This is a genomic window from Pseudomonas sp. ENNP23 (genome assembly GCF_001728945.1).
GTDB lineage: Bacteria > Pseudomonadota > Gammaproteobacteria > Pseudomonadales > Pseudomonadaceae > Metapseudomonas > Metapseudomonas otitidis.
Genome location: NZ_LYSP01000011.1, coordinates 95,997 through 116,659, shown reverse-complemented (window position 1 = coordinate 116,659; position 20,663 = coordinate 95,997). Strand labels below are relative to the sequence as shown.

The 20,663-nt window shown below is 67.9% G+C and carries 17 protein-coding genes and 1 riboswitch; of the genes, 15 read left to right on the top strand and 2 right to left on the bottom strand.

Annotated features, from left to right (window positions below; translation table 11 throughout):
- Positions 1-361 precede the first annotated feature (361 nt).
- The 7 genes from A9G05_RS08990 (at position 362) to A9G05_RS08960 (ending at position 9,702) form a co-directional block, all read left to right on the top strand.
- Positions 362-1,789, top strand: a complete 1,428-nt coding sequence (locus tag A9G05_RS08990; protein WP_069560639.1) for an amino acid permease — start codon at positions 362-364, stop codon at positions 1,787-1,789.
- 253 nt (positions 1,790-2,042) lie between these two features.
- Positions 2,043-2,831, top strand: coding sequence for an enoyl-CoA hydratase/isomerase family protein (locus tag A9G05_RS08985; RefSeq protein ID WP_069560638.1), 789 nt, complete (start codon positions 2,043-2,045; stop codon positions 2,829-2,831).
- Positions 2,832-2,848: 17 nt separating this feature from the next.
- Positions 2,849-4,009: an acyl-CoA dehydrogenase family protein gene (locus tag A9G05_RS08980; RefSeq protein ID WP_069560637.1), complete on the top strand. Its 1,161-nt coding sequence runs from the start codon at positions 2,849-2,851 to the stop codon at positions 4,007-4,009.
- A gap of 10 nt (positions 4,010-4,019) precedes the next feature.
- Complete coding sequence (locus A9G05_RS08975) at positions 4,020-6,107, top strand: acetate--CoA ligase family protein (protein WP_069560636.1); 2,088 nt, start codon at positions 4,020-4,022, stop codon at positions 6,105-6,107.
- 32 nt (positions 6,108-6,139) lie between these two features.
- Complete coding sequence (locus A9G05_RS08970; RefSeq protein ID WP_069560635.1) at positions 6,140-7,759, top strand: 5-guanidino-2-oxopentanoate decarboxylase; 1,620 nt, start codon at positions 6,140-6,142, stop codon at positions 7,757-7,759.
- Positions 7,760-7,774: 15 nt separating this feature from the next.
- Positions 7,775-8,995, top strand: coding sequence for a pyridoxal phosphate-dependent aminotransferase (locus A9G05_RS08965; protein WP_069560634.1), 1,221 nt, complete (start codon positions 7,775-7,777; stop codon positions 8,993-8,995).
- Positions 8,992-9,702: an NAD(P)H-dependent oxidoreductase gene (locus A9G05_RS08960; protein WP_069560633.1), complete on the top strand. Its 711-nt coding sequence runs from the start codon at positions 8,992-8,994 to the stop codon at positions 9,700-9,702. Before A9G05_RS08965 ends, A9G05_RS08960 begins: the two co-directional genes overlap by 4 nt.
- A gap of 53 nt (positions 9,703-9,755) precedes the next feature.
- Here A9G05_RS08960 and A9G05_RS08955 read toward each other — a convergent pair whose 3' ends face one another.
- The gene (locus A9G05_RS08955; RefSeq protein ID WP_069560632.1) at positions 9,756-11,192 is read right to left on the bottom strand and encodes a TolC family outer membrane protein; all 1,437 of its coding nucleotides are present in this window, start codon (positions 11,190-11,192) and stop codon (positions 9,756-9,758) included.
- A gap of 207 nt (positions 11,193-11,399) precedes the next feature.
- Positions 11,400-11,506: riboswitch (TPP riboswitch) on the top strand.
- 90 nt (positions 11,507-11,596) lie between these two features.
- Here A9G05_RS08955 and thiC point away from each other — a divergent pair.
- Positions 11,597-13,480 carry a phosphomethylpyrimidine synthase ThiC gene (gene thiC / locus A9G05_RS08950; protein ID WP_069560631.1) on the top strand — a complete coding sequence of 628 codons (1,884 nt, stop codon included), beginning with the start codon at positions 11,597-11,599 and terminating at the stop codon, positions 13,478-13,480.
- A 168-nt stretch (positions 13,481-13,648) separates the two neighbouring features.
- Here the strand turns inward: thiC and A9G05_RS08945 are convergent, their stop codons facing one another.
- Positions 13,649-14,398 (bottom strand): RsiV family protein, encoded by a 750-nt coding sequence (locus A9G05_RS08945; RefSeq protein ID WP_069560630.1) that lies wholly within the window; start codon positions 14,396-14,398, stop codon positions 13,649-13,651.
- 180 nt (positions 14,399-14,578) lie between these two features.
- On the opposite strand from A9G05_RS08945, the gene A9G05_RS08940 reads away from it, so the two are divergent.
- The 7 genes from A9G05_RS08940 (at position 14,579) to A9G05_RS08910 (ending at position 20,659) form a co-directional block, all read left to right on the top strand.
- The gene (locus A9G05_RS08940) at positions 14,579-15,196 is read left to right on the top strand and encodes an NUDIX domain-containing protein (RefSeq protein WP_069560629.1); all 618 of its coding nucleotides are present in this window, start codon (positions 14,579-14,581) and stop codon (positions 15,194-15,196) included.
- On the top strand, positions 15,187-15,642 hold the full coding sequence (locus A9G05_RS08935; protein WP_069560628.1) for a DUF1249 domain-containing protein: 456 nt from the start codon (positions 15,187-15,189) through the stop codon (positions 15,640-15,642). Before A9G05_RS08940 ends, A9G05_RS08935 begins: the two co-directional genes overlap by 10 nt.
- Before the next feature lie 119 nt (positions 15,643-15,761).
- Positions 15,762-16,577: a 3',5'-cyclic-AMP phosphodiesterase gene (gene cpdA / locus A9G05_RS08930; RefSeq protein ID WP_069560627.1), complete on the top strand. Its 816-nt coding sequence runs from the start codon at positions 15,762-15,764 to the stop codon at positions 16,575-16,577.
- 59 nt (positions 16,578-16,636) lie between these two features.
- Positions 16,637-17,254, top strand: coding sequence for a YqiA/YcfP family alpha/beta fold hydrolase (locus A9G05_RS08925; protein WP_069560626.1), 618 nt, complete (start codon positions 16,637-16,639; stop codon positions 17,252-17,254).
- Between the two features lie 14 nt (positions 17,255-17,268).
- Positions 17,269-19,158 (top strand): DNA topoisomerase IV subunit B, encoded by a 1,890-nt coding sequence (gene parE / locus A9G05_RS08920; protein WP_069560625.1) that lies wholly within the window; start codon positions 17,269-17,271, stop codon positions 19,156-19,158.
- Positions 19,155-20,138 carry an esterase-like activity of phytase family protein gene (locus A9G05_RS08915; RefSeq protein ID WP_069560624.1) on the top strand — a complete coding sequence of 328 codons (984 nt, stop codon included), beginning with the start codon at positions 19,155-19,157 and terminating at the stop codon, positions 20,136-20,138. The genes parE and A9G05_RS08915 overlap by 4 nt, the downstream gene beginning before the upstream one ends.
- Positions 20,135-20,659, top strand: coding sequence for a TIGR02281 family clan AA aspartic protease (locus tag A9G05_RS08910; RefSeq protein WP_069560623.1), 525 nt, complete (start codon positions 20,135-20,137; stop codon positions 20,657-20,659). The genes A9G05_RS08915 and A9G05_RS08910 overlap by 4 nt, the downstream gene beginning before the upstream one ends.
- Positions 20,660-20,663: the final 4 nt, after the last annotated feature.

Below are 20,663 nucleotides of genomic sequence, written 5' to 3'. Positions count from 1 at the left end.
CGATTGGAAAAGGGACTCGCCCGGGGGGGGCGAAACCAAAAACACCAGCAAAGCTCGGCAATCAACTGGGCGGGAAAGCTTCTCGCAACACCTGACGCGGGAAGAGCCAGACAAAAATTACCCATAGAGCTCGATAACCAGTTCGACTCGACGTCGCTATACGGAAGGCCTCCTTAGGCGAGACAGCTTCATTACAGCTTTTTACAACTTCGATCCCGGCGATCAACGGCGCCTTACATCTCCTTCGAATAATCCGGCGGTATCCGTGCTCGAGCCACGGCCTCTGATCGATTGGAGATAACAACAATGACCCAACGTAGAGTTCCGCTCACCCGCACCCGCCGTTCCCCGGAGGTGCGCCATGTCTGAGACCCATCACGCCGGCAGCGGCGAGAAAATCCAGCTCACCCGCGCGCTCAAGAGCCGGCACATCTTCATGCTCTCGCTCGGCGGGGTGATCGGCACCGGCCTGTTCATGGGCTCGGGCGTCACCATCGGCTCCGGTGGCCCGATGGGCGCCATCCTCGCCTACCTGGTCGCCGGCCTGCTGATGTACCTGGTGATGGTCTGCCTCGGCGAACTGTCGGTGCAGATGCCGGTCTCCGGCTCGTTCCAGGCCCACGCCACGCGCTTCATCGGCCCGGCCACCGGCTTCATGATCGGCTGGGTCTACTGGATGAGCTGGGCGTCCACGGTGGGCCTGGAGTTCACCGCCGCCGGGATGCTGATGACGCGCTGGTTCCCGGATGTCCCCATCTGGGTGTGGTCAGGGCTGTTCGTGGTGGTGCTGTTCTCCCTCAACGCCCTGGCGACCCGGGCCTTCGGCGAGGCCGAGTACTGGTTCTCCGGCATCAAGGTGGCGGCCATCCTGGTGTTCATCCTGGTGGGGCTGCTGGCGGTGTTCGGCGCCATTCCCCTCGAAGGCCAGGCAGCGGCGCCGGGTCTGGCCAACCTGGTGGGCGATGGCCTGTTCCCCAACGGGCTGGCTGCCGTGTTCGCGGTGATGATGACGGTGGTCTACGCCTTCCAGGGCTGCGAGATCATGGGCGTCGCCGCCGGCGAGACCGACCAGCCGGAGAAGAGCATCCCCCAGGCGGTGCGCAACGTGGTCTTCCGCGTGCTGATCTTCTACGTGCTGGCCATCGGCGTGCTGGCCGCCATCGTCCCCTGGAGGGAGGCAGGGCTGATGGAGAGCCCGTTCGTCCAAGTGTTCGACAAGGTGGGCATTCCCTATGCCGCCGACCTGATGAACTTCGTGATCCTCACGGCGATCCTCTCCGTGGGCAACTCCGGGCTTTATGCCTCCACCCGCATCCTCTGGGCCATGTCCAAGACCGGCATGGCGCCGCGCCAGTTGTCGAAGCTGAGCGCCCGGGGCGTGCCGCTGTATGCGCTGCTGATCACCCTGTGCTTCGCCCTGCTGTCGCTGCTGACCAGCATCGTCGCCGCCGACACCCTGTTCATGGTGCTGATGGCGGTGAGCGGCATGGCCGGCACCGTGACCTGGATCGTCATCGCCTACGCCCAGTACCGCTTCCGTCGCGAACACATGGCCAAGGGCGGCACCCGGGCCGATCTGAAGTACTCGGCGCCGTTGTTCCCGCTGGTGCCGCTGGCCTGCATCGCCATCTGCTGCTCGCTGTTCGTCTTCCTCGCCCTGGACCCCACCCAGCGGCCGTCGCTGTACTGGGGCTTCGGTTTCATCGCTGTGTGCTACGGCGCCTACTTCCTGATCCGCCGCAGGCGTGGTGGTGATGTGGGGGAGGAGATCGTTCCCAGCATCGGCTGACCCTCTGTGTGACGACCAAGGCCCCGCATTGCGGGGCCTTTTTCATGGCGTAAGGATCTTTGTTCGAAGTTGTAACGCTGCCGGATGCCGACGCCGTACGCGAGCCCTTCGGGGCCAGGGCTGGCGCGTTCTGGCGGCTTTGCACGCTTCGTTACAGGCGGCTGCCGGGGTGGATTGTGGTCTTGTTGAACGACTGTTTAGCATGAGGCCACGCATTCGCCTCCGCACAATCAACGACAAGAACGAGGGCCGCATGACACAGCCATCCCCGCTCAGCCGGGTCCAGGGCGGTATCGCCTGGATCACCCTGAACCGCCCTGCACAGCGCAACGCGCTGGACATCCCCACGCTCAAGCACCTGCTGGCCCTGCTGGACGCCCATGAGGCCGACCCGGCGGTGCGCGTCATCGTGCTGACCGGCGAGGGCCGCAGCTTCTGTGCCGGCGCCGACCTCGCCGAATGGGCTGAGGCCGAAGCCCGGGGCGAGCTGGAAACCTACGGCTGGACCGAAACCGCCCACGCCCTGATGCGCCGCCTGCATGGCCTGGACAAGCCGACCATCGCCGCCGTCAACGGCACCGCCGTGGGCGCGGGGATGGACCTGGCGCTGTGCTGCGATTTCCGCATCGCTGCCGCCTCCGCGCGCTTCAAGGCCGGCTACACCGGCATGGCCTACTGCCCGGACGCCGGCGCCAGTTGGCACCTGCCGCGCCTGATCGGCAGCGAAGCGGCCAAGCGCCTGCTGTTCCTCGACGAGCTGTGGAACGCCGAGCGCGCGCTGAATGCCGGCCTGGTCGGCGAAGTGGTTGCCGATGAACACCTGCTGGAACAGGTCGGCGAATTCGCCGCGCGCCTGGCCGCCGGCCCGACCTTCGCCTTCGCCCAGACCAAGCGCCTGATGCGCGATGGCGCCAGCCGCACCCTGGCCCAGCAACTGGAGGCCGAGCAGGCCGCCGGGCTGCTCTGTGGCCGCAGTGAGGATGCCGCCGAGGCGCTGCGCGCCGTGGCCGAGAAACGTTCCCCCCAATTCAACGGCCGTTGACGGCTGCAGGTGATGCCATGGATTTTCAACTGACCCAGGAACAGGACATGCTCGTCGAGGCGGTCAAGGCCTTCGTCGAGAAAGAGCTGCTGCCCCACGAGGAAGCAGTGGACCGCGCCGACGCCGTATCCCCGGAGCTGGCCGCGCAGATTCGCGGCAAGGCCCTGGCGGCGGGTTTCTACGCCTTCAACATGCCCGAGGACGTCGGCGGCGGTGGCCTGGACTACCTGTCCCAGGCGCTGGTCGAGCGCGAGCTGTCGAAGGTGTCCTGGGCGCTGCATGTGTTCGTTGCGCGGCCGTCGAAGATCCTCATGGCCTGCACCGGCGCGCAGATCGGCGACTACCTGCTGCCGTGCGTGCAGGGCGAGAAGATCGACTGCTTCGCCCTCACCGAGCCGGGTGCCGGTTCCGACGCCAACGCCATCAAGACCCGCGCCGTGCGTGACGGCGACGACTTCATCATCAACGGCGCCAAGCACTTCATCAGCCACGCCGGGCACGCCGATTTCGCCATCGTCTTCGCGGTGACCGACACCTTCGAGCGCAACGGCAAGAAGCGCAACGCCGTGACCGCCTTCCTGGTGGACAAGGGCACCGCCGGCATGACCGTGCGCCGGGGGCCGAAGTGCGTGAGCAACAAGGGTTACCACACCTACGAGATCTTCTTCGATGACTGCCGCGTGCCGGCCTCCAAGGTCCTCGGTGAAGTGGACAAGGGCTGGGAAGTGGCCAACGCCTGGCTCACCGCCGGCCGCGTGATGGTCGCCGCCAACTGCGTCGGCCAGGCCCAGCGCGCGCTGGACCTGGCGCTGCAGTGGTCCGCCGACCGCAAGCAGTTCGGCCAGCCCATCGGCAGCTACCAGGGCATCTCGTTCAAGCTCGCTGACATGGCCACACAGATACGCGCTGCCGAGCTGATGACCCTGCACACCGCCTGGAAGATGGACCGCGGCACCATGAGCGACGGCGAGGCCGGCATGGCCAAGCTGTTCGCCAGTGAAGTGCTCGGCAAGGTGGCCGACGAGACGGTGCAGATCTTCGGCGGCATGGGCCTGATGGACGAAGGGCCGGTGGAGCGCATCTGGCGCAACGCGCGCATCGAGCGCATCTGGGAAGGCACCTCGGAGATCCAGCGCCACATCATTTCCCGCGAACTGCTGCGTCCGCTGCTGCGCTGAGGCCCGTGCCATGAAACGCGAAAACCTCCAGCGCCTGCTGGCGCCCCGTCACCTCGCCTTCATCGGTGGCCGCAGCATGGCGCGCGCGCTCAAGCGCTGCGCCGAAGGCGGCTTCGCCGGGCCGATGTGGCTGGTCAACCCGCAACACGACGCGCTCGAAGGCGTGCCCTGCGTGCGCACCATCGCCGACCTGCCCGAAGGGCCGGACGCGGTGTTCATCGCCACCAATCGCGACCTGACCCTGCAGGCCGTCGCCGAGCTGGCCGCCAAGGAGGCCGGTGGCGCCATCTGCTACGCCTCCGGCTTTGCCGAGACCGGCGCCGAAGGCGAAGCCCTGCAGCGCCGCCTGCTTGCCAGCGCCGGTGACATGGCCCTGCTCGGCCCCAACTGCTACGGCCTGCTCGACTACCTGCACGGCGCCGCGCTGTGGCCGGTAGCCCACGGCGGGCAGCGGGTGGAGAAGGGCGTGGCGGTGCTCACCCAGAGCGGCAACTTCGCCTACAACCTGTCCATGAGCGACCGCTCGCTGCCCATCGCCTACATGGCCTCGGTGGGCAACCAGGCGCAACTGGGCGTGGCCGAACTGATGGACGTGCTGCTGGATGAGCCGCGCGTCACCGCCATCGGCCTGCACCTGGAAGGGCTCAGGAACGTCCCCGGCTTCGCCCGCGCGGCTTACAAGGCGTTGCACAAAGGCATCCCGGTGATCGCCCTGAAGACCGGCGTGTCGCAGATCGGCGCCGAACTGGCGCTCAGCCACACCAGCTCCCTGGCGGGCTCCGATGCGCTGTACGACGCGCTGTTCGAGCGCCTCGGGGTGATCCGCGTCAGCGGCCCGGTGAGCTTCATCGAAACCCTCAAGGCGGCCGCCTGCGGCAACCTGCCGGCCGGTCCGCGCCTGGCGGCGCTGGCCTGCTCCGGTGGCGACGCCGGGCTGATCGCCGACTACGCCGAACGCAACGGCCTGGCCCTGCCCAAGCTGGTCGACGCCCAGCGCGCCGAGCTGGCCCAGGTGCTGCCGGACTACGCCAACATCGCCAACCCGCTGGACTTCACCACCGCCATCTGGGGCGACGGCCCGGCGCTGGAGCGCATGCTCGACAGCGCCCTGCAGACCGACGTCGATGCCGCTTTGCTGGTGCTGGACTACCCCGGCGAGGAAACCGGCGAGCGCCCGCAGTGCGACCTGCTGCTGGAGCTTTACTGCGCGGCGCTGGAGCGCCACGGCAAGGTGGGCTTCATCGCCTCCGCGCTGCCGGAGCTGCTGCCCAGGCCGGCCCGTGAACGGCTGCATGCCCACGGCGTCGCGGCATTGCAAGGCGTGGAAGACGGCCTCGTCGCCTGGGGGCGCATCGCCCATTACCGCCAGCGCCGCGACGCGCTGCTCGCCCGTGGCGAAGCTGCCCTGGTGCCGCTCTGCCCGCAGGCGCTGGAAGGTGAAGGCCGGCTGCTGGACGAGTGGCAATCCAAGCAGGCACTGAAAGCCTTTGGCCTGCCGCTGCCGCGCGCAGCGTTGAGCACCCCGGCGCAAGCCCGCGAAGCGGCCGCCGATGTCGGCTTCCCATTGGCGCTGAAAGTGGTCAGCGCGCAACTGCCGCACAAGACCGAAGCCGGCGGCGTGGCGCTCCACCTGCGCAACGAGGCGGCGCTGGAAGCGGCGCTGTTCGACATGCGCGCGAGCATCGCCCGCCACGCGCCCGGCGTGCCCTTCGAACAGGTGCTGCTGGAGCGCATGGCCAACCCGCCGCTGGCCGAGCTGATCGTCGGCATCAAGCGCGAGAACGGCTTCGGCCTGGCGCTGGTGCTGGGGGCCGGCGGCATCCTCGTCGAGCTGCTCAAGGACAGCCTCAGCCTGCTGCTGCCCACCACCGATGCGGCGATCCGCGATGCCTTGCTCAGCCTGCGCAGTGCGCCGCTGCTCACCGGCTTTCGCGGGCGCCCGGCGGTGGACCTGGACGCACTGGTGGAGGCCATCCGCGCGGTGGCCGACTACGCCTGCGAACACGTGGACAGCCTGCTTGAGCTGGACGTGAACCCGCTGCTGGCGGACGCCGAAGGCGCCGTGGCGGTGGATGCACTGATCCGCCTTGCCGAATGACCGTCACGCTTCAGCCCTTGGGGAGACGACCCATGCAACAGACCACACCTCTCACCGGCGGCCAGGCCCTGGTCCGCCTGCTGGCCAACTACGGGGTCGACACCGTGTTCGGCATTCCCGGTGTACACACCCTGGAGCTGTACCGGGGCCTGCCCGGCAGCGGCATCCGCCACGTGCTGACCCGCCACGAGCAGGGTGCCGGCTTCATGGCCGACGGCTATGCGCGGGTCAGTGGCAAGCCGGGCGTGGCCTTCATCATCACCGGGCCGGGGGTGACCAACGCCGCCACCGCCATCGGCCAGGCCTACGCCGACTCGATCCCGCTGCTGGTGATCTCCAGCGTCAACCACACCGCCAGCCTCGGCAAAGGCTGGGGCTGCCTGCACGAGACCCAGGACCAGCGCGCGATGACCGCGCCGATCACCGCGTTTTCCGCCGTCGCCCTGAGTGCCGAGGATTTGCCCGAGCTGATCGCCCGCGCCTACGCCGTGTTCGACAGCGAGCGCCCGCGCCCGGTGCACATCTCCGTCCCGCTGGACGTGCTGGCCAACCCGGTCGCCCGCGACTGGACCCATGAGGTGGTGCGCCGTGCCGGCCGTGGCCAGCCCTGCGCCGCCGCGCTGCGGCAGGCTGTGGATAAACTCCAGGCCGCCCGGCGCCCGATGATCATCGCCGGCGGCGGTGCGCTGCAGGCCGCCGATGCCCTGGCCGCGATGAGCGAGCGCCTGGCCGCGCCGCTGTTCACCAGCGTCGCCGGCAAGGGCCTGCTGGCGCCGGAAGCGCCGCTCGCCGCTGGCGCCACCCTGTGCACCCAGGCCGGTTGGGACATGATCGCCGAGGCCGATGTGGTGCTGGCCATCGGCACCGAGATGGCCGACACCGATTACTGGCGCGAGCGCCTGCCGCTGTCCGGCGAGGTGATCCGCGTCGACGTCGACTCGCGCAAGTTCAACGACTTCTACCCGTGCGCCGTGGCGCTGCTGGGGGATGCGAGGGCCACCGCCGAGGCGTTGCTCGCCGCGCTGCCGGCTGCCGCCCGGGATGCGGCCAGCGCCCGCGCGCGCATCGGCCGGCTGCGTGAGCAACTGGAGGCCAGCCATGCCCCGTTGCAGCGCATCCACCAGGCGATCCTCGAACGCATCGCCCAGGCGCTGCCGGACACCGCCTTCATCGCCAGCGACATGACCCAGCTGGCCTACAGCGGCAACTACCTGTTCCCCAGCCGGGCGCCGCGCAGCTGGCTGCACCCCACCGGCTACGGCACCCTCGGCTACGGCGTACCGGCCGGCATCGGCGCCAAGTTCGGCGCGCCGGAGCGCCCCGGCCTGGTGCTGGTGGGCGACGGCGGCTTCCTCTACACCGCCCAGGAACTGGCCACCGCCACCGAGGAGCTGGACAGCCCGCTGGTGGTGGTGCTGTGGAACAACGATGCGCTGGGGCAGATCCGCGACGACATGCTCGACCTGGACATCGAGCCCATCGGCGTGCTGCCGCGCAACCCGGATTTCGCCCTGCTCGGCCGCGCCTACGGCTGCGAGGTGCGCCAGCCACAGAGCCTGGACGCACTGGAACAGGACCTGCGCGAGGGCTTCCGCCATCCAGGGGTGACCCTGATCGAGCTGAAACACGCCTGCGCCCAACAGGCCCGCTGACCCAAGGAGCTGCCCATGCGCTACTCGAACTTCACCCAACGCATCGCCGGCGACGGTGCCGCCGCCTGGGACATCCACTACCGCGCCCTGGCGCGTATGGAGCAGGGCGACGACATCCTGCTGCTGTCCGTTGGCGATCCGGACTTCGACACGCCGGTGCCCATCGTGCAGTCGGCCATCGACAGCCTGCTGGCCGGCAACACCCATTACGCCGACGTGCGCGGCAAGCGTTCGCTGCGCGAAGCCATCGCCCGTCGTCACAGCCAGCGCAGCGGCCAGGCCGTCACCGGCGATGACGTGGTGGTGCTGGCCGGCGCCCAGTGCGCGCTCTACGCCGTGGCGCAATGCGTGCTCAACCCCGGCGATGAAGTGATCGTCGCCGAGCCGATGTACGTCACCTACGAGGCGGTGTTCGGGGCCTGTGGCGCCACCGTCGTGCCGGTCCCGGTGCGCTCCGAGCACGGCTTCCGCGTGCAGGCCGAGGACGTGGCGGCGCGGATCACCCCGCGTACCCGCGCCCTGGCGATCAACAGCCCGCACAACCCCTCCGGCGCCAGCCTGCCGCGCACCACCTGGGAAGCACTCGCCAAGCTGTGCGTGCAGCACGACCTGTGGATGATCTCCGACGAGGTCTACAGCGAGCTGTTGTTCGAGGGCGAGCACATCAGCCCCGCCAGCCTGCCGGGCATGGCCGAGCGCACGGCGACTCTCAACAGCCTGTCGAAGTCCCACGCCATGACCGGCTGGCGCGTGGGCTGGGTGGTGGGGCCGCGGGCGCTCTGTGGGCACCTGGAGAACCTGGCCCTGTGCATGCTCTACGGCTCGCCGGACTTCATCCAGGACGCCGCCTGCACCGCGCTGGAGGCCCGCTTGCCGGAGCTGGAGGCCATGCGCGAGGCCTACCGCCAGCGCCGCGACCTGGTGCTCGACTGCCTGGCCGATTGCCCCGGCGTGCGTGCCCTGCGGCCCGACGGGGGCATGTTCGTGATGGTGGACATCCGCGCCACCGGGCTCTCCGCCCAGGCCTTCGCCGACCGCCTGCTGGACGGCCACGGGGTCTCGGTGCTGGCCGGCGAAGCCTTCGGCCCCAGTGCGGCCGGGCACATCCGCCTGGGCCTGGTGCTGGGCGCCGAGCCCCTGCGCGAGGCCTGTCGCCGCATCGCACGCTGCGCGGCCGAGGTGCTTGAGCAGGGTGCGTCCTCTTCCAATGACCCTGCGCGACGGGAGTTCGCATGAATGTATTGATCGTCCACGCTCACAACGAACCGCGCTCCTTCTGCGCCGCGCTGTGCCGGCTCGCCGAGCAGACGCTGCGGGAGCAGGGCCACGCGGTGAAGGTGTCGGACCTGTATGGGATGAACTGGAACCCCGTGGCCAGCGAGGCGGACTTCCTCGAACGGCGCAACCCGGACTATCTGGTGTACGCCCTGGAGCAGCGCGAGGCGGTAACGGCCCGGACCCTGGCCGCCGACATCCGCGAGGAGCTGGACAAGCTGCTGTGGGCGGACCTGGTGATCTTCAACTTCCCGGTCTACTGGTTCTCCGTGCCGGCCATCCTCAAGGGCTGGTTCGACCGGGTGCTGGTCTCCGGCATCTGCTACGGCGGCAAGCGCTTCTACGACCAGGGCGGGCTCGCGGGCAAGCGCGCCTTGCTGACCCTGACCCTGGGCGGGCGCGACCACATGTTCGGCCCGGGGGCGATCCACGGCCCGCTGGAGGACATGCTGCGACCGGTCCTGCGCGGCACGCTGGCTTACACCGGCATGACGGTGCTGCCGCCGTTCGTCGCCTGGCACGTGCCCTATGTGAGCGACGACGTGCGGGCCGGCTACCTGCAGGCGTACCAGGCGCGGCTCGCCGGGATCGAGCAGGACGCAGCGCTGGTCTTCCCCCGTCTCGACCAGTTCGACACGCGGCTGTACCCGTTGCCCGCAGAGGGCTGAACGGTCCAGGAACGAAAAAGCCCGGCATGTGCCGGGCTTTTTCATGGGGCCTGTCAGTCGGCCTTGTTGCGCAGGCTGGCTTCCGCCGCCTTGGCCAGGTCCGGGGGGAGGAAGTCCTTGTCCGGGTCGTAGTCCGCCTTGAGGAAGCCGGCCAGGGCTTCCAGGTCGGCCGGGCTGAGGGTGCCGGCGGCCTGCTTCAGGCGCAGGTTGTCGAGGATGTAGTCGTAGCGGGCGTTGTTGTAGTCGCGCACGGAGCTGTAAAGCTGGCGCTGGGCGTCCAGCACGTCGACGATGTTGCGGGTGCCGACCTGGTAGCCGATTTCAGTGGCTTCCAGGGCGCTCTGGTTGGAGATGATCGACTGCTTGCGGGCCTTCACCTGCTCGACGTCAGTGTTCACCGCGCGGTGGTAGTTGCGGGTGTTCTGCACCACCTGGCGGCGCAGGCTTTCGCGCTGCTGCTCGGTCTGGCTCAGACGCTGGTAGGACTCGCGCACCTGGGAGCTGGTCAGGCCGCCGCTGTAGATCGGGATGTTCAGTTGCAGGCCGATGGTGCGCTGCTCGACATCGCTGCCGTAGCGCACGGCGCTGTTGCCGCTGTTGGTGAAGCCGAGGCTGTCGTTGTCACCCTTCTGGTACTGGGCGACGGCATCCAGGGTCGGGGCGTGGCCGGACTTGCGCTGGCGCAGGGTTTCCTCGGCGGCGTCCACGGCGTGGTTGCTGGCCTGCAGGTTGAGGTTCTGCTGGGCGGCGGTGTCGACCCAGGCCTTGGCGTCGTTGGGGCTGGGCACCACCACCGGCAGGGTGTGCTGGATGCCTTCGAGGGCGGCGTATTCGCGGTTGGTCAGGGTGATGAGCGCCTGGAAGGCGTCCTCCACGTTGCGCTCGGCGATCATGCGGTTGGCGCGGGCGGTGTCGTAGCCGGCCTGGGCTTCGAGCACGTCGGTCTTGTCCGAGAGGCCCACGTCGAAGCGCTCGTTGGCCTGGTCGAGCTGGCGCTTGAAGGCGGCTTCCTCGGCCTTGGTGGAGGCGAGGTTGTCCTGGGCGCGGAGCACGGCGAAGTAGCCTTCGGCGGTCTGCAGGATCAGGTTCTGCTGGGTCGCCGAGAACTCCAGGGAGGCCTGCTCGGTGCTGGCTTCGGCAGCCTTGAGCTGGAACCAGCGATCAGCGCGGAAGATCGGCTGGCTGAGGCTGGCCTGGTAGACGATGCCGCTGCGCGAGCTGGTGGCCGAGGGCTCGTCCAGCTTGGTGCGGGTGTCGTTGGCGGTGGCGCCGCCACTGATCTGCGGCAGCAGGCCGGCACGTGCCTGGGGCACGGCCTCGCGCTGGGCTTCGAAGTTGGCGCGGGCGGCGGCGAGGTCGGCGTTGTTGTCGACCGCATCCTTGTACACGGTTACAAGGTCCGTCTTGGCTGACAGCGGGGCGTCGGCTGCCCAGGCGGTTCCGGCGAATGCGGAGGCCACGGCAACAGCCAGTGAGAGTCTGCGCAGCATGATCAATCCTGGATTCAGTGGGGTCGGGCAAGGCTACGGGTGCCATGGTACGCGGTCAAGACAACCGCCAGGCGGGCTGAGTGTAGTTTGCCGGACGTTATGTTGCCTGCCCGGAACAATGATGTTCCCGGCGGACTTCCTGACGCGCGGGTCATTTATTTACCGGCGCGGGCTTGGTTTGTGGCGGCGGGGTTGATTAGACTGCGCGAGTTCTTGTCGGGGTGCCTCGAATCGGAGGCTGAGATCGGAAAGTTCCGGATCCCGTTGAACCTGATCAGGTTAAGGCCTGCGTAGGGAACAAGATGTGCCTCTCCCGCCTTGCACTCCGGAGAGGTCCCTCTCGGCACCGGCCCCGGTGCACTCTGCCTTTCAGGTTCGCTCCGACATCACCCAGGAGCCTGCCGATGACCGCAAAACAACAACGAAACCTGAGCGAGAGCGCCCAGGTCGATCAGCAATCCGTCCAGCCGTTTCCCCGTTCCCACAAGGTCTATGTACAGGGCTCGCGCCCCGATATCCGCGTGCCCATGCGCGAGATCGCCCTGGACGTGACCCCTACCGCCTTCGGTGGCGAGATCAACGCGCCGGTGACCGTCTACGACACCTCCGGCCCCTACACCGATCCGACTGTCGCCATTGACGTGCGCAAGGGCCTTGCGGACATCCGCAGCCCCTGGATCGATGACCGCAACGACACCGAGCGCCTTCCGGGCCTGACCTCCGAGTTCGGCCAGCGCCGTCTGGCGGACGCCGAGCTGTCGGCCATGCGCTTCGCCCACGTGCGCAACCCGCGCCGGGCCAAGGCCGGGCACAACGTCACGCAGATGCACTACGCGAAGAAGGGCATCATCACGCCGGAGATGGAGTTCGTCGCCATCCGCGAGAACATGAAGCTGGCCGAGGCCCGCGAGGCTGGCCTGCTGAAGGAGCAGCACCCGGGGCACAGCTTCGGCGCCGCCATCCCGAAGGAGATCACCCCCGAGTTCGTCCGCGAGGAAGTCGCCCGCGGCCGCGCCATCATCCCCGCCAACATCAACCATGTGGAGCTGGAGCCGATGATCATCGGCCGCAACTTCCTGGTGAAGATCAACGGCAACATCGGCAACTCGGCCCTGGGCTCTTCCATCGAGGAAGAGGTGGCCAAGCTGACCTGGGGCATCCGCTGGGGCTCGGACACGGTGATGGACCTGTCCACCGGCAAGCACATCCACGAGACCCGTGAGTGGATCATCCGCAACTCGCCGGTGCCCATCGGCACCGTGCCGATCTACCAGGCCCTGGAGAAGGTCGGCGGCATCGCCGAGGACCTGACCTGGGAGCTGTTCCGCGACACCCTGATCGAGCAGGCGGAGCAGGGCGTGGACTATTTCACCATCCACGCCGGCGTGCTGCTGCGCTACGTGCCGCTGACCGCCAAGCGCGTCACCGGCATCGTCTCCCGTGGCGGTTCGATCATGGCCAAGTGGTGCCTGGCGCATCATCAGGAGAATTTCCTCTACACCCACTTCGAGGAAATCTGCGAAATCATGAAGGCCTACGACGTCAGCTTCTCGCTGGGCGATGGCCTGCGCCCCGGCTCCATCGCCGACGCCAACGACGCGGCGCAGTTCGGTGAGCTGGAGACCCTCGGCGAGCTGACCAAGGTGGCCTGGAAGCACGACGTGCAGACCATGATCGAGGGCCCCGGCCACGTGCCCATGCACCTGATCAAGGAGAACATGGACAAGCAGCTGGAATGCTGCGACGAGGCGCCGTTCTACACCCTCGGCCCGCTGACCACCGACATCGCCCCCGGCTATGACCACATCACCAGCGGCATCGGCGCCGCGATGATCGGCTGGTTCGGTTGCGCCATGCTTTGCTACGTCACGCCCAAGGAGCACCTGGGCCTGCCGAACAAGGATGACGTGAAGACCGGGATCATCACCTACAAGATCGCCGCCCACGCCGCCGACCTCGCCAAGGGCCATCCCGGTGCGCAGATCCGCGACAACGCGCTGAGCAAGGCACGCTTCGAGTTCCGCTGGGAGGACCAGTTCAACCTCGGCCTGGACCCGGACACCGCCCGTGCCTTCCACGACGAGACGCTGCCCAAGGAGTCGGCCAAGGTGGCGCACTTCTGCTCCATGTGCGGGCCGAAGTTCTGCTCCATGAAGATCACCCAGGAAGTGCGCGACTACGCCAAGGAGAACGGGCTGACCGATGAACAGAAGGCCATCCAGGCCGGGTTCGCCGAGCAGTCCGGGCGGTTCCGTGAAGAAGGCTCGGTGATCTACAAGCAGGTCTGACCGAGCCGGGCCCGGCGTGCCCCAGGCATCGCCGGCGCCCCGATCCCTCCTCTCTCGCAAGCCGGGCCTGATGCCCGGCTTCGCGCTTTGTGGGGTGAGTCTTGCCAACGTTCAACCGGGGCATCCGCCGCGTGAACAGCGCTCTGCGTGCAGTCGCCTTCAGGCGGGTCAGCCTCGGCCGGGGAAATACTCCGGCTTGAGGATGCCGTTGAGCTGCGGGTAGGGAATGGTCAGCTCCGGGTGCCCGCTGGCGTAGGGCGCGATGCTGTAGACGTCGTACTTCAGCAGCATCGCGCCACGGGCCAGGGTCACGTGCTCGGTGCGCTGAAAGGGCCAGGTGCTGGCGAAGTCGGCGTCCTGGTCCAGCTTGTTGGCCGCCAGCCAGCGCTGGTGCGCCGCTTCCGCCAGCTTCCAGAAGGCTTCTTCCTGGCCGGGCAGCAGCATGTCGCGCAGGGTCAGCACCTGCTCGCGCTTGCGGTCGTAGGTGATGAAGCCGCGTCCCGGCATGCCATGGGCGCCGCCGGTGGCCAGGTAGCTGGAGAGCTCGATGATCGTCAGTTGGTCATGCTGCTCGCGTACCTTGGCCTGCAGGTAGCTGGCCCAGCCGGGTTCGGCACGGGCGAGGAAGTCCCGCTCGTAGGAGGCCAGCGAGGCCGGTAGCGGCGTGCCGGGGGCGTCCTGGGTCATCTGCAGCAGGCGGCGGGTGACCAGGCTTTCCAGCGCCGGTGCGTCGGGGAAGTGCACCACGTCGATGTTCACCAGCGGGCAGCTCTCGCCCTGGCAACCAGGCTTGAGGTGTTCCCAGGCCTGGCGTTCGACCTTCAGGCCCGTGTCGGGCGCAAGGCTCTGGCAGGCGCCGAGCTGGAGGGTGAGGGCGATGAGCGCCAGTTTTTTGCGCAGGGAGAGGGAATCGGTCATCGGATCGGCTGTCTGCTGGACGGTGCGGTTTTCGACTGTTCCCGGTGTCATGAGTTCGCGGCGCCGGGCAAGAAGGGGCGCATGATCCCAGCCCATGGCCCGCCTGCAAAGAGGCTGCGCAAAGCTGAAACGGCAGAGTAGGATGCGCGGACGCAGGACCACCCGAAAGAGCGAGATGCAATGACAGACACCTTCAAACCCGGCCCCGATGCGATCGACGTGATTGAGCGCGAGGTGTGTTTCCGCGGCTTCTACCGCCTGGACCGCCTGCGCCTGCGGCATCGGCAGTTCTCCGGGCAGATGGGCCCCGAACTCAAGCGTGAGCTGTTCGTGCGCCATGATGCCGTCTGCGTGCTGCCCTACGATCCGCGCCGCGATGAGGTGGTGCTCATCGAGCAATTCCGTGTCGGCGCCATGGAGAAGAGCGAGAACCCCTGGATGCTCGAACTGGTGGCTGGCCTGATCGACAAGGCCGAGGAGCCGGAGGAAGTGGCCCGGCGCGAAGCCGTCGAGGAGGCTGATCTGACATTGACCTCCCTCTGGCCCATTACTGCCTACTATCCTTCACCCGGCGGCTCCGACGAATTCGTGCATTTGTACGTAGGCCGCTGCACCGCCGAAGGTGCCGGTGGCGTACACGGTCTGGCAGAGGAAGGTGAGGACATCCGTGTCCATGTGCTGTCCTTCGCCGATGCCCTGGCCGCCTTGCGCGAGGGGCGCATCATCAACGCTGCCGCCATCATTGCCCTTCAGTGGCTGGCGCTGAACCGCGACGAAGTACGGGGGATGTGGACGTGAACCTGTTGCGCGACCGCTACCGTGTGGACCTGGCCGGGCTGCAAGCCGCCTGCGAGGCCAACTACGCCCGGCTGATGCGGTTGCTGCCCCAGATGCGCGAGGCCCAGGCCTCGCGCCGCGTGGCCCTGAGCCAGGGCGAGCACCTGCTGGGGGTGCTGGCGCTGGACGTGGTGGAGGCGTGCCCCTACACCACCACGCTGAAGGTACGCCAGGAGCTGCCGCTGCCGTGGCTGCCGTCCCCGCAGCTGGAGGTTCGCGTGTACCACGACGCGCGCATGGCCGAGGTGGTCGCCGCCGAGAACGCACGGCGCCTGCGCAGCTTCTACCCCTACCCCAATGTCGACATGCACCAGCCGGACGAGAAGAGCCAGCTGAACCTCTTCCTGGGCGAGTGGCTGTCCCACTGCCTGGCCTGTGGTCACGAAGTCGAACCCGTCGTCCTGTAGGAAACTTCTTTCCGCCCATCTCCCGGGGCGCGCTAACTGTGAACCATTCCCGGTTCTCGGGTTTACCACGTCACGCCTGTGCCACCATAATTCGTGGCATTCACCCCCAGGAGACTGTCTTGTCCAGCGCGAACCGCCACGCCGCTGCTCCTTCGGTCCTGCTCGTGCAGTTGTCCGACAGCCACCTCTTCGCCGAAGAAGAAGGACGGCTGCTGGGCATGAATACGCACGACAGCCTGAGCCGCGTCATCGACCAGGTGCTGGAGGAGCAGCCCGCCATCGACCTGGTGCTGGCCACGGGTGACCTGTCCCAGGACGGCAGTCCCGAGTCCTATGTCCACTTCCGTGATCTCTGCGCCCGCATCCCTTCGCCGTGCCGCTGGTTTCCCGGCAATCACGACGAGGTCCAGGTAATGGAGCAGGTGTGCCGCGGCAGCGACCTGCTGCAGCCAGTGATCGACTTCCCCGCCTGGCGCGTGGTGCTGCTGGATTCCACCATCGGCGGCGCCGTGCCCGGGCATTTCCCGCCGGCCCAACTGGCCCTGCTGGAGCAGGCGCTGACCGAAGCCGGCGATCGCCATGTGCTGGTGAGCTTCCACCACCACCCGGTGCCCATCGGATGCCGCTGGATGGACCCCATCGGCGTCCTCAACCCGGACGCCCTGTTCGAGGTGCTGGCGCGTTTCAGCAATGTACGCGGCGTACTCTGGGGCCATGTGCACCAGGAGTTCGACCAGTTGCGTGACGGCGTGCGTCTGCTGGCCTCGCCCTCCACCTGCGTGCAGTTCGCGCCGGGGAGCGAGGAGTTCCAGGTCGGCGGCGAGGCCCCGGGCTACCGCTGGCTCAGGCTGCACGGTGATGGCCGCCTGGAGACCGGCGTGTCGCGGGTCACCGGAATCGATTTCGAAGTGGACTACAGCGTCAAAGGTTATTGACCTTGGCGCCGAGGCACGGCAAGAAGTACGACTGCCAGCCACACACCCCAGGACGCCACGTGCCCACCGCCGCCCCCGCCATTCTCTATATCCACGGCTTCAACAGCTCACCCGACTCCCGCAAGGCCCTCCAGCTCAGCGCCCTGATGCAGCGCATGGGGCTGGCCGAGCGGCTGCGCGTGCCGGCCCTGCACCATGACCCGCGCCAGGCCATCGAACAGCTGGAGGCGGCCCTCGCCGAGCTGGGCCGGCCGGTGCTGGTCGGCAGCTCACTGGGCGGCTACTATGCGACCCACCTTGCGGAGCGGCACGGGCTGAAGGCCATCCTGATCAATCCGGCGGTGAACCCGCACCGGCTGTTCGAGGGCCGCCTCGGGCCGCAGAAGAACTATTACAGCGGCGAGGAATGGGAGCTCACCCAGGCCCATGTCGACGCCCTGGCGGCACTGGAAGTGGCTCCCCCGCAGGACGCCAGCCGCTACCAGGTCTGGTTGCAGACCGCCGACGAAACCCTGGACTACCGCGAAGCCGAGCGCTTCTACCGTGCCTGCGCCCTGCGCATCGAGGCGGGCGGTGACCACGGGTTCCAGCGCTTCCCCGCCCATTTGCCGGCCCTGCTGGCGTATGCCGGTTTCCCCGTCCAGCAGTGGCGGGACATCGATTTTTCCGACCTTTGAACGAAAGGGAATCCATGGCCACTTACAACGCAGATGCCATTGAAGTCCTCTCCGGCCTGGACCCGGTGCGCAAGCGCCCGGGCATGTACACCGACACCAGCCGGCCCAACCACCTGGCCCAGGAAGTCATCGACAACAGCGTCGACGAAGCCCTGGCCGGCCATGCCAAGAGCGTCCAGGTGATCCTCCATGAGGACAACTCCCTGGAAGTGATCGACGACGGCCGCGGCATGCCCGTCGACATCCACCCCGAGGAAGGGGTGCCCGGCGTCGAGCTGATCCTCACCAAGCTCCATGCCGGCGGCAAGTTCAGCAACAAGAACTACCAGTTCTCCGGCGGCCTGCACGGCGTGGGCATCTCGGTGGTGAACGCCCTGTCCACCCGTGTGGAGGTGCGCGTCAAGCGCGAGGGCAACGAATACCGCATGGCCTTCGCCGACGGCTTCAAGGCCAGCGATCTGGAGGTCATCGGCAGCGTCGGCAAGCGCAACACCGGCACCAGCGTGCACTTCTGGCCGGACGCCAAGTACTTCGACTCCCACCGCTTCTCCGTCAGCCGGCTGAAGCACGTGCTCAAGGCCAAGGCGGTGCTCTGCCCGGGCCTGCTGGTCACCTTCGAGGACAAGGCCGCCGGCGAGCGCGTCGAATGGCACTACGAGGATGGCCTGCGTTCGTACCTGGTGGACGCCGTCAGCGAATACCTGCGTCTGCCCGACGAGCCCTTCGTCGGCAGCCTGGCCGGTGACAAGGAAGCGGTGGACTGGGCCCTGCTGTGGCTGCCCGAGGGCGGCGAGTCGCTGCAGGAGAGCTACGTCAACCTGATTCCCACGGCCCAGGGCGGCACCCACGTCAACGGCCTGCGCCAGGGCCTGCTGGACGCCATGCGCGAGTTCTGCGAATTCCGCAACCTGCTGCCGCGCGGGGTCAAGCTGGCACCCGAGGACATCTGGGAGCGCATCGCCTTCGTCCTCTCGATGAAGATGCAGGACCCGCAGTTCTCCGGTCAGACCAAGGAACGCCTGTCTTCCCGTGAAGCGGCGGCCTTCGTCTCCGGCGTCGCCAAGGACGCCTTCAGCCTCTGGCTCAACGCCCACCCCGAGCTGGGCCTGCAACTGGCCGAACTGGCCATCAGCAACGCCGGCCGCCGCCTCAAGGCGGGCAAGAAGGTCGAGCGCAAGAAGATCACCCAGGGCCCGGCGCTGCCCGGCAAGCTGGCCGACTGCGCCGGCCAGGACCCGATGCGCGCCGAGCTGTTCCTGGTGGAGGGTGACTCCGCCGGCGGCTCCGCCAAGCAGGCGCGGGACAAGGAGTTCCAGGCGATCATGCCGCTGCGCGGGAAGATCCTGAACACCTGGGAAGTCGACGGCGGCGAAGTGCTCGCCAGCCAGGAGGTCCACGACATTGCCGTGGCCATCGGCATCGACCCCGGTTCCAGTGACCTGTCCCAGTTGCGCTACGGCAAGGTCTGCATCCTCGCCGACGCCGACTCCGACGGCCTGCACATCGCCACGCTGCTCTGCGCCCTGTTCGTGCGTCATTTCCGCCCGCTGGTGGAAGCCGGCCATGTCTACGTCGCCATGCCGCCGCTGTACCGCATCGACCTGGGCAAGGAGGTCCACTACGCCCTCGACGACGCCGAGCGCGACGGCATCCTCGACCGCCTGGCGGCCGAGAAGAAGCGTGGCAAGCCGCAGGTCACCCGCTTCAAGGGCCTGGGCGAGATGAACCCGCTGCAGCTACGCGAAACCACCATGGACCCGAACACCCGGCGCCTGGTGCAACTGACCCTGGACGACGGCAGTCTGACCCACGAGATGATGGACATGCTGCTGGCGAAGAAACGCGCCAGCGATCGCAAGAGCTGGCTCGAATCCAAGGGCAACCTGGTCGAGGTCCAGGTGTGAGGGCGGGCCTGTTCCTCGCCCTGCTGCTGTCCACTCCGTCGCTGTGGGCTGCTGCCTCGGTGGAAGAGCTGCAGTTGGTGGCCGAGTACCCGGTGGCGGGTCTGGATGGCGGTAACCTCTCCGGCCTGGCGCTGTGCGGCAAGGTGCTGCAGAGCGTGTCCGACCGGGTCGATGACCGGCTGTTCGTGCTGGAACCGGTGGATGGTGTCCTGCAGGCGCGTGCGGAAGCCTTCGAGGCACCGCCGCCGCCGGCCAGCGGCCTGCCCTGGGGCGTGCGCACGCGCACCTGGTTCATGAACCTGTTCCGTGGCAATGAGCTGGACCTGGAAGGCATCGCCTGTGATGCCGCCGGCAACCGTTACCTGCTCAGCGAAGCCCATGCCGCCGTGCTGCAGGTTCGCCCGGACGGCACCGCCGACTGGCTGCGCCTGCCGGACAGCCTGGTCCGCCAGGCCCGCGCCAGCGGCATGCTGCTGCACTTCAATGCGCTGCTCGAAGGGATCGCCATCGACCTCGCCGGGGAGCGCCTGTGGCTGGCCGCCGAGCGCGAGCGTCGCGGGCTGATGGTGGTGCACCGCAAGCAGTCCACCTGGTCATGCTCCGGTGGCTGCGTGATCTTCAGCGAGTCCGGCGAGGACACTCCACCGCCGACCCTGGGGCGTGCAGTGCCGATGTCCAAGGACTTCTCCGACCTGTCGCTGTACAAGGGCAAGCTGTTCACCCTGGAACGCCATGCCCACAAGGTCTGCCGCCGCGATCCGGCCAAGGGCCTGGTGGAGCGTTGCTGGTCGTTCGCCGCCGAAGCCCTCACCGAGCCCCGTCGCTACGACGTGGACTGGGGCATGGCCGAGGCGCTGGTGGTCGACGCCGACGGCGCCTGGATCGGCGTCGACAACGGCTCCAGTGTGCGCGCCGATGGCGAGTCGCGCCCGATCGTCTGGCGCTTTGCCAAACCGACCGGAGGCTGGGAAGCGCCATGACCCAGCAGGCGCCGGGCAAGCGTGTGGGCCGGGTGATGCTGGTGCTCGCCTGGGGTATTGCCATGCTCCTGGCCACACATTTCCTCGGCCGCTGGGAAGACGGCAAGCGCAATCCCAACCAGGCGCCCACCTCCACCCATGGCAATGGCTATGTGGAAGTGCGCCTGGCCAGTGGCAGCCAGGGGCATTACCTCGCCAACGGCCGCATCGATGGGCAAGCGGTGACCTTCCTGCTGGACACCGGCGCCACCGCCGTTGCCGTGCCCGAAGCGCTGGCCCGGCGCCTGGCGCTCAAGCGTGGCGAGCCCATCACCCTGAGTACCGCGAATGGCCGCACCACCGGCCATCGCACCCATCTGGACGAGTTGCAACTGGGCGACATCCACCTTGCCCAGGTGCCCGCCATCATCGCCCCCGGCATGGATGGCGACGAGGTGCTGCTCGGCATGAGCGCCCTCAAGCAACTCGAATTCACACAGCGCGACGGCACCCTGGTGCTGCGCCAACACCTGACACCGTGAGGCA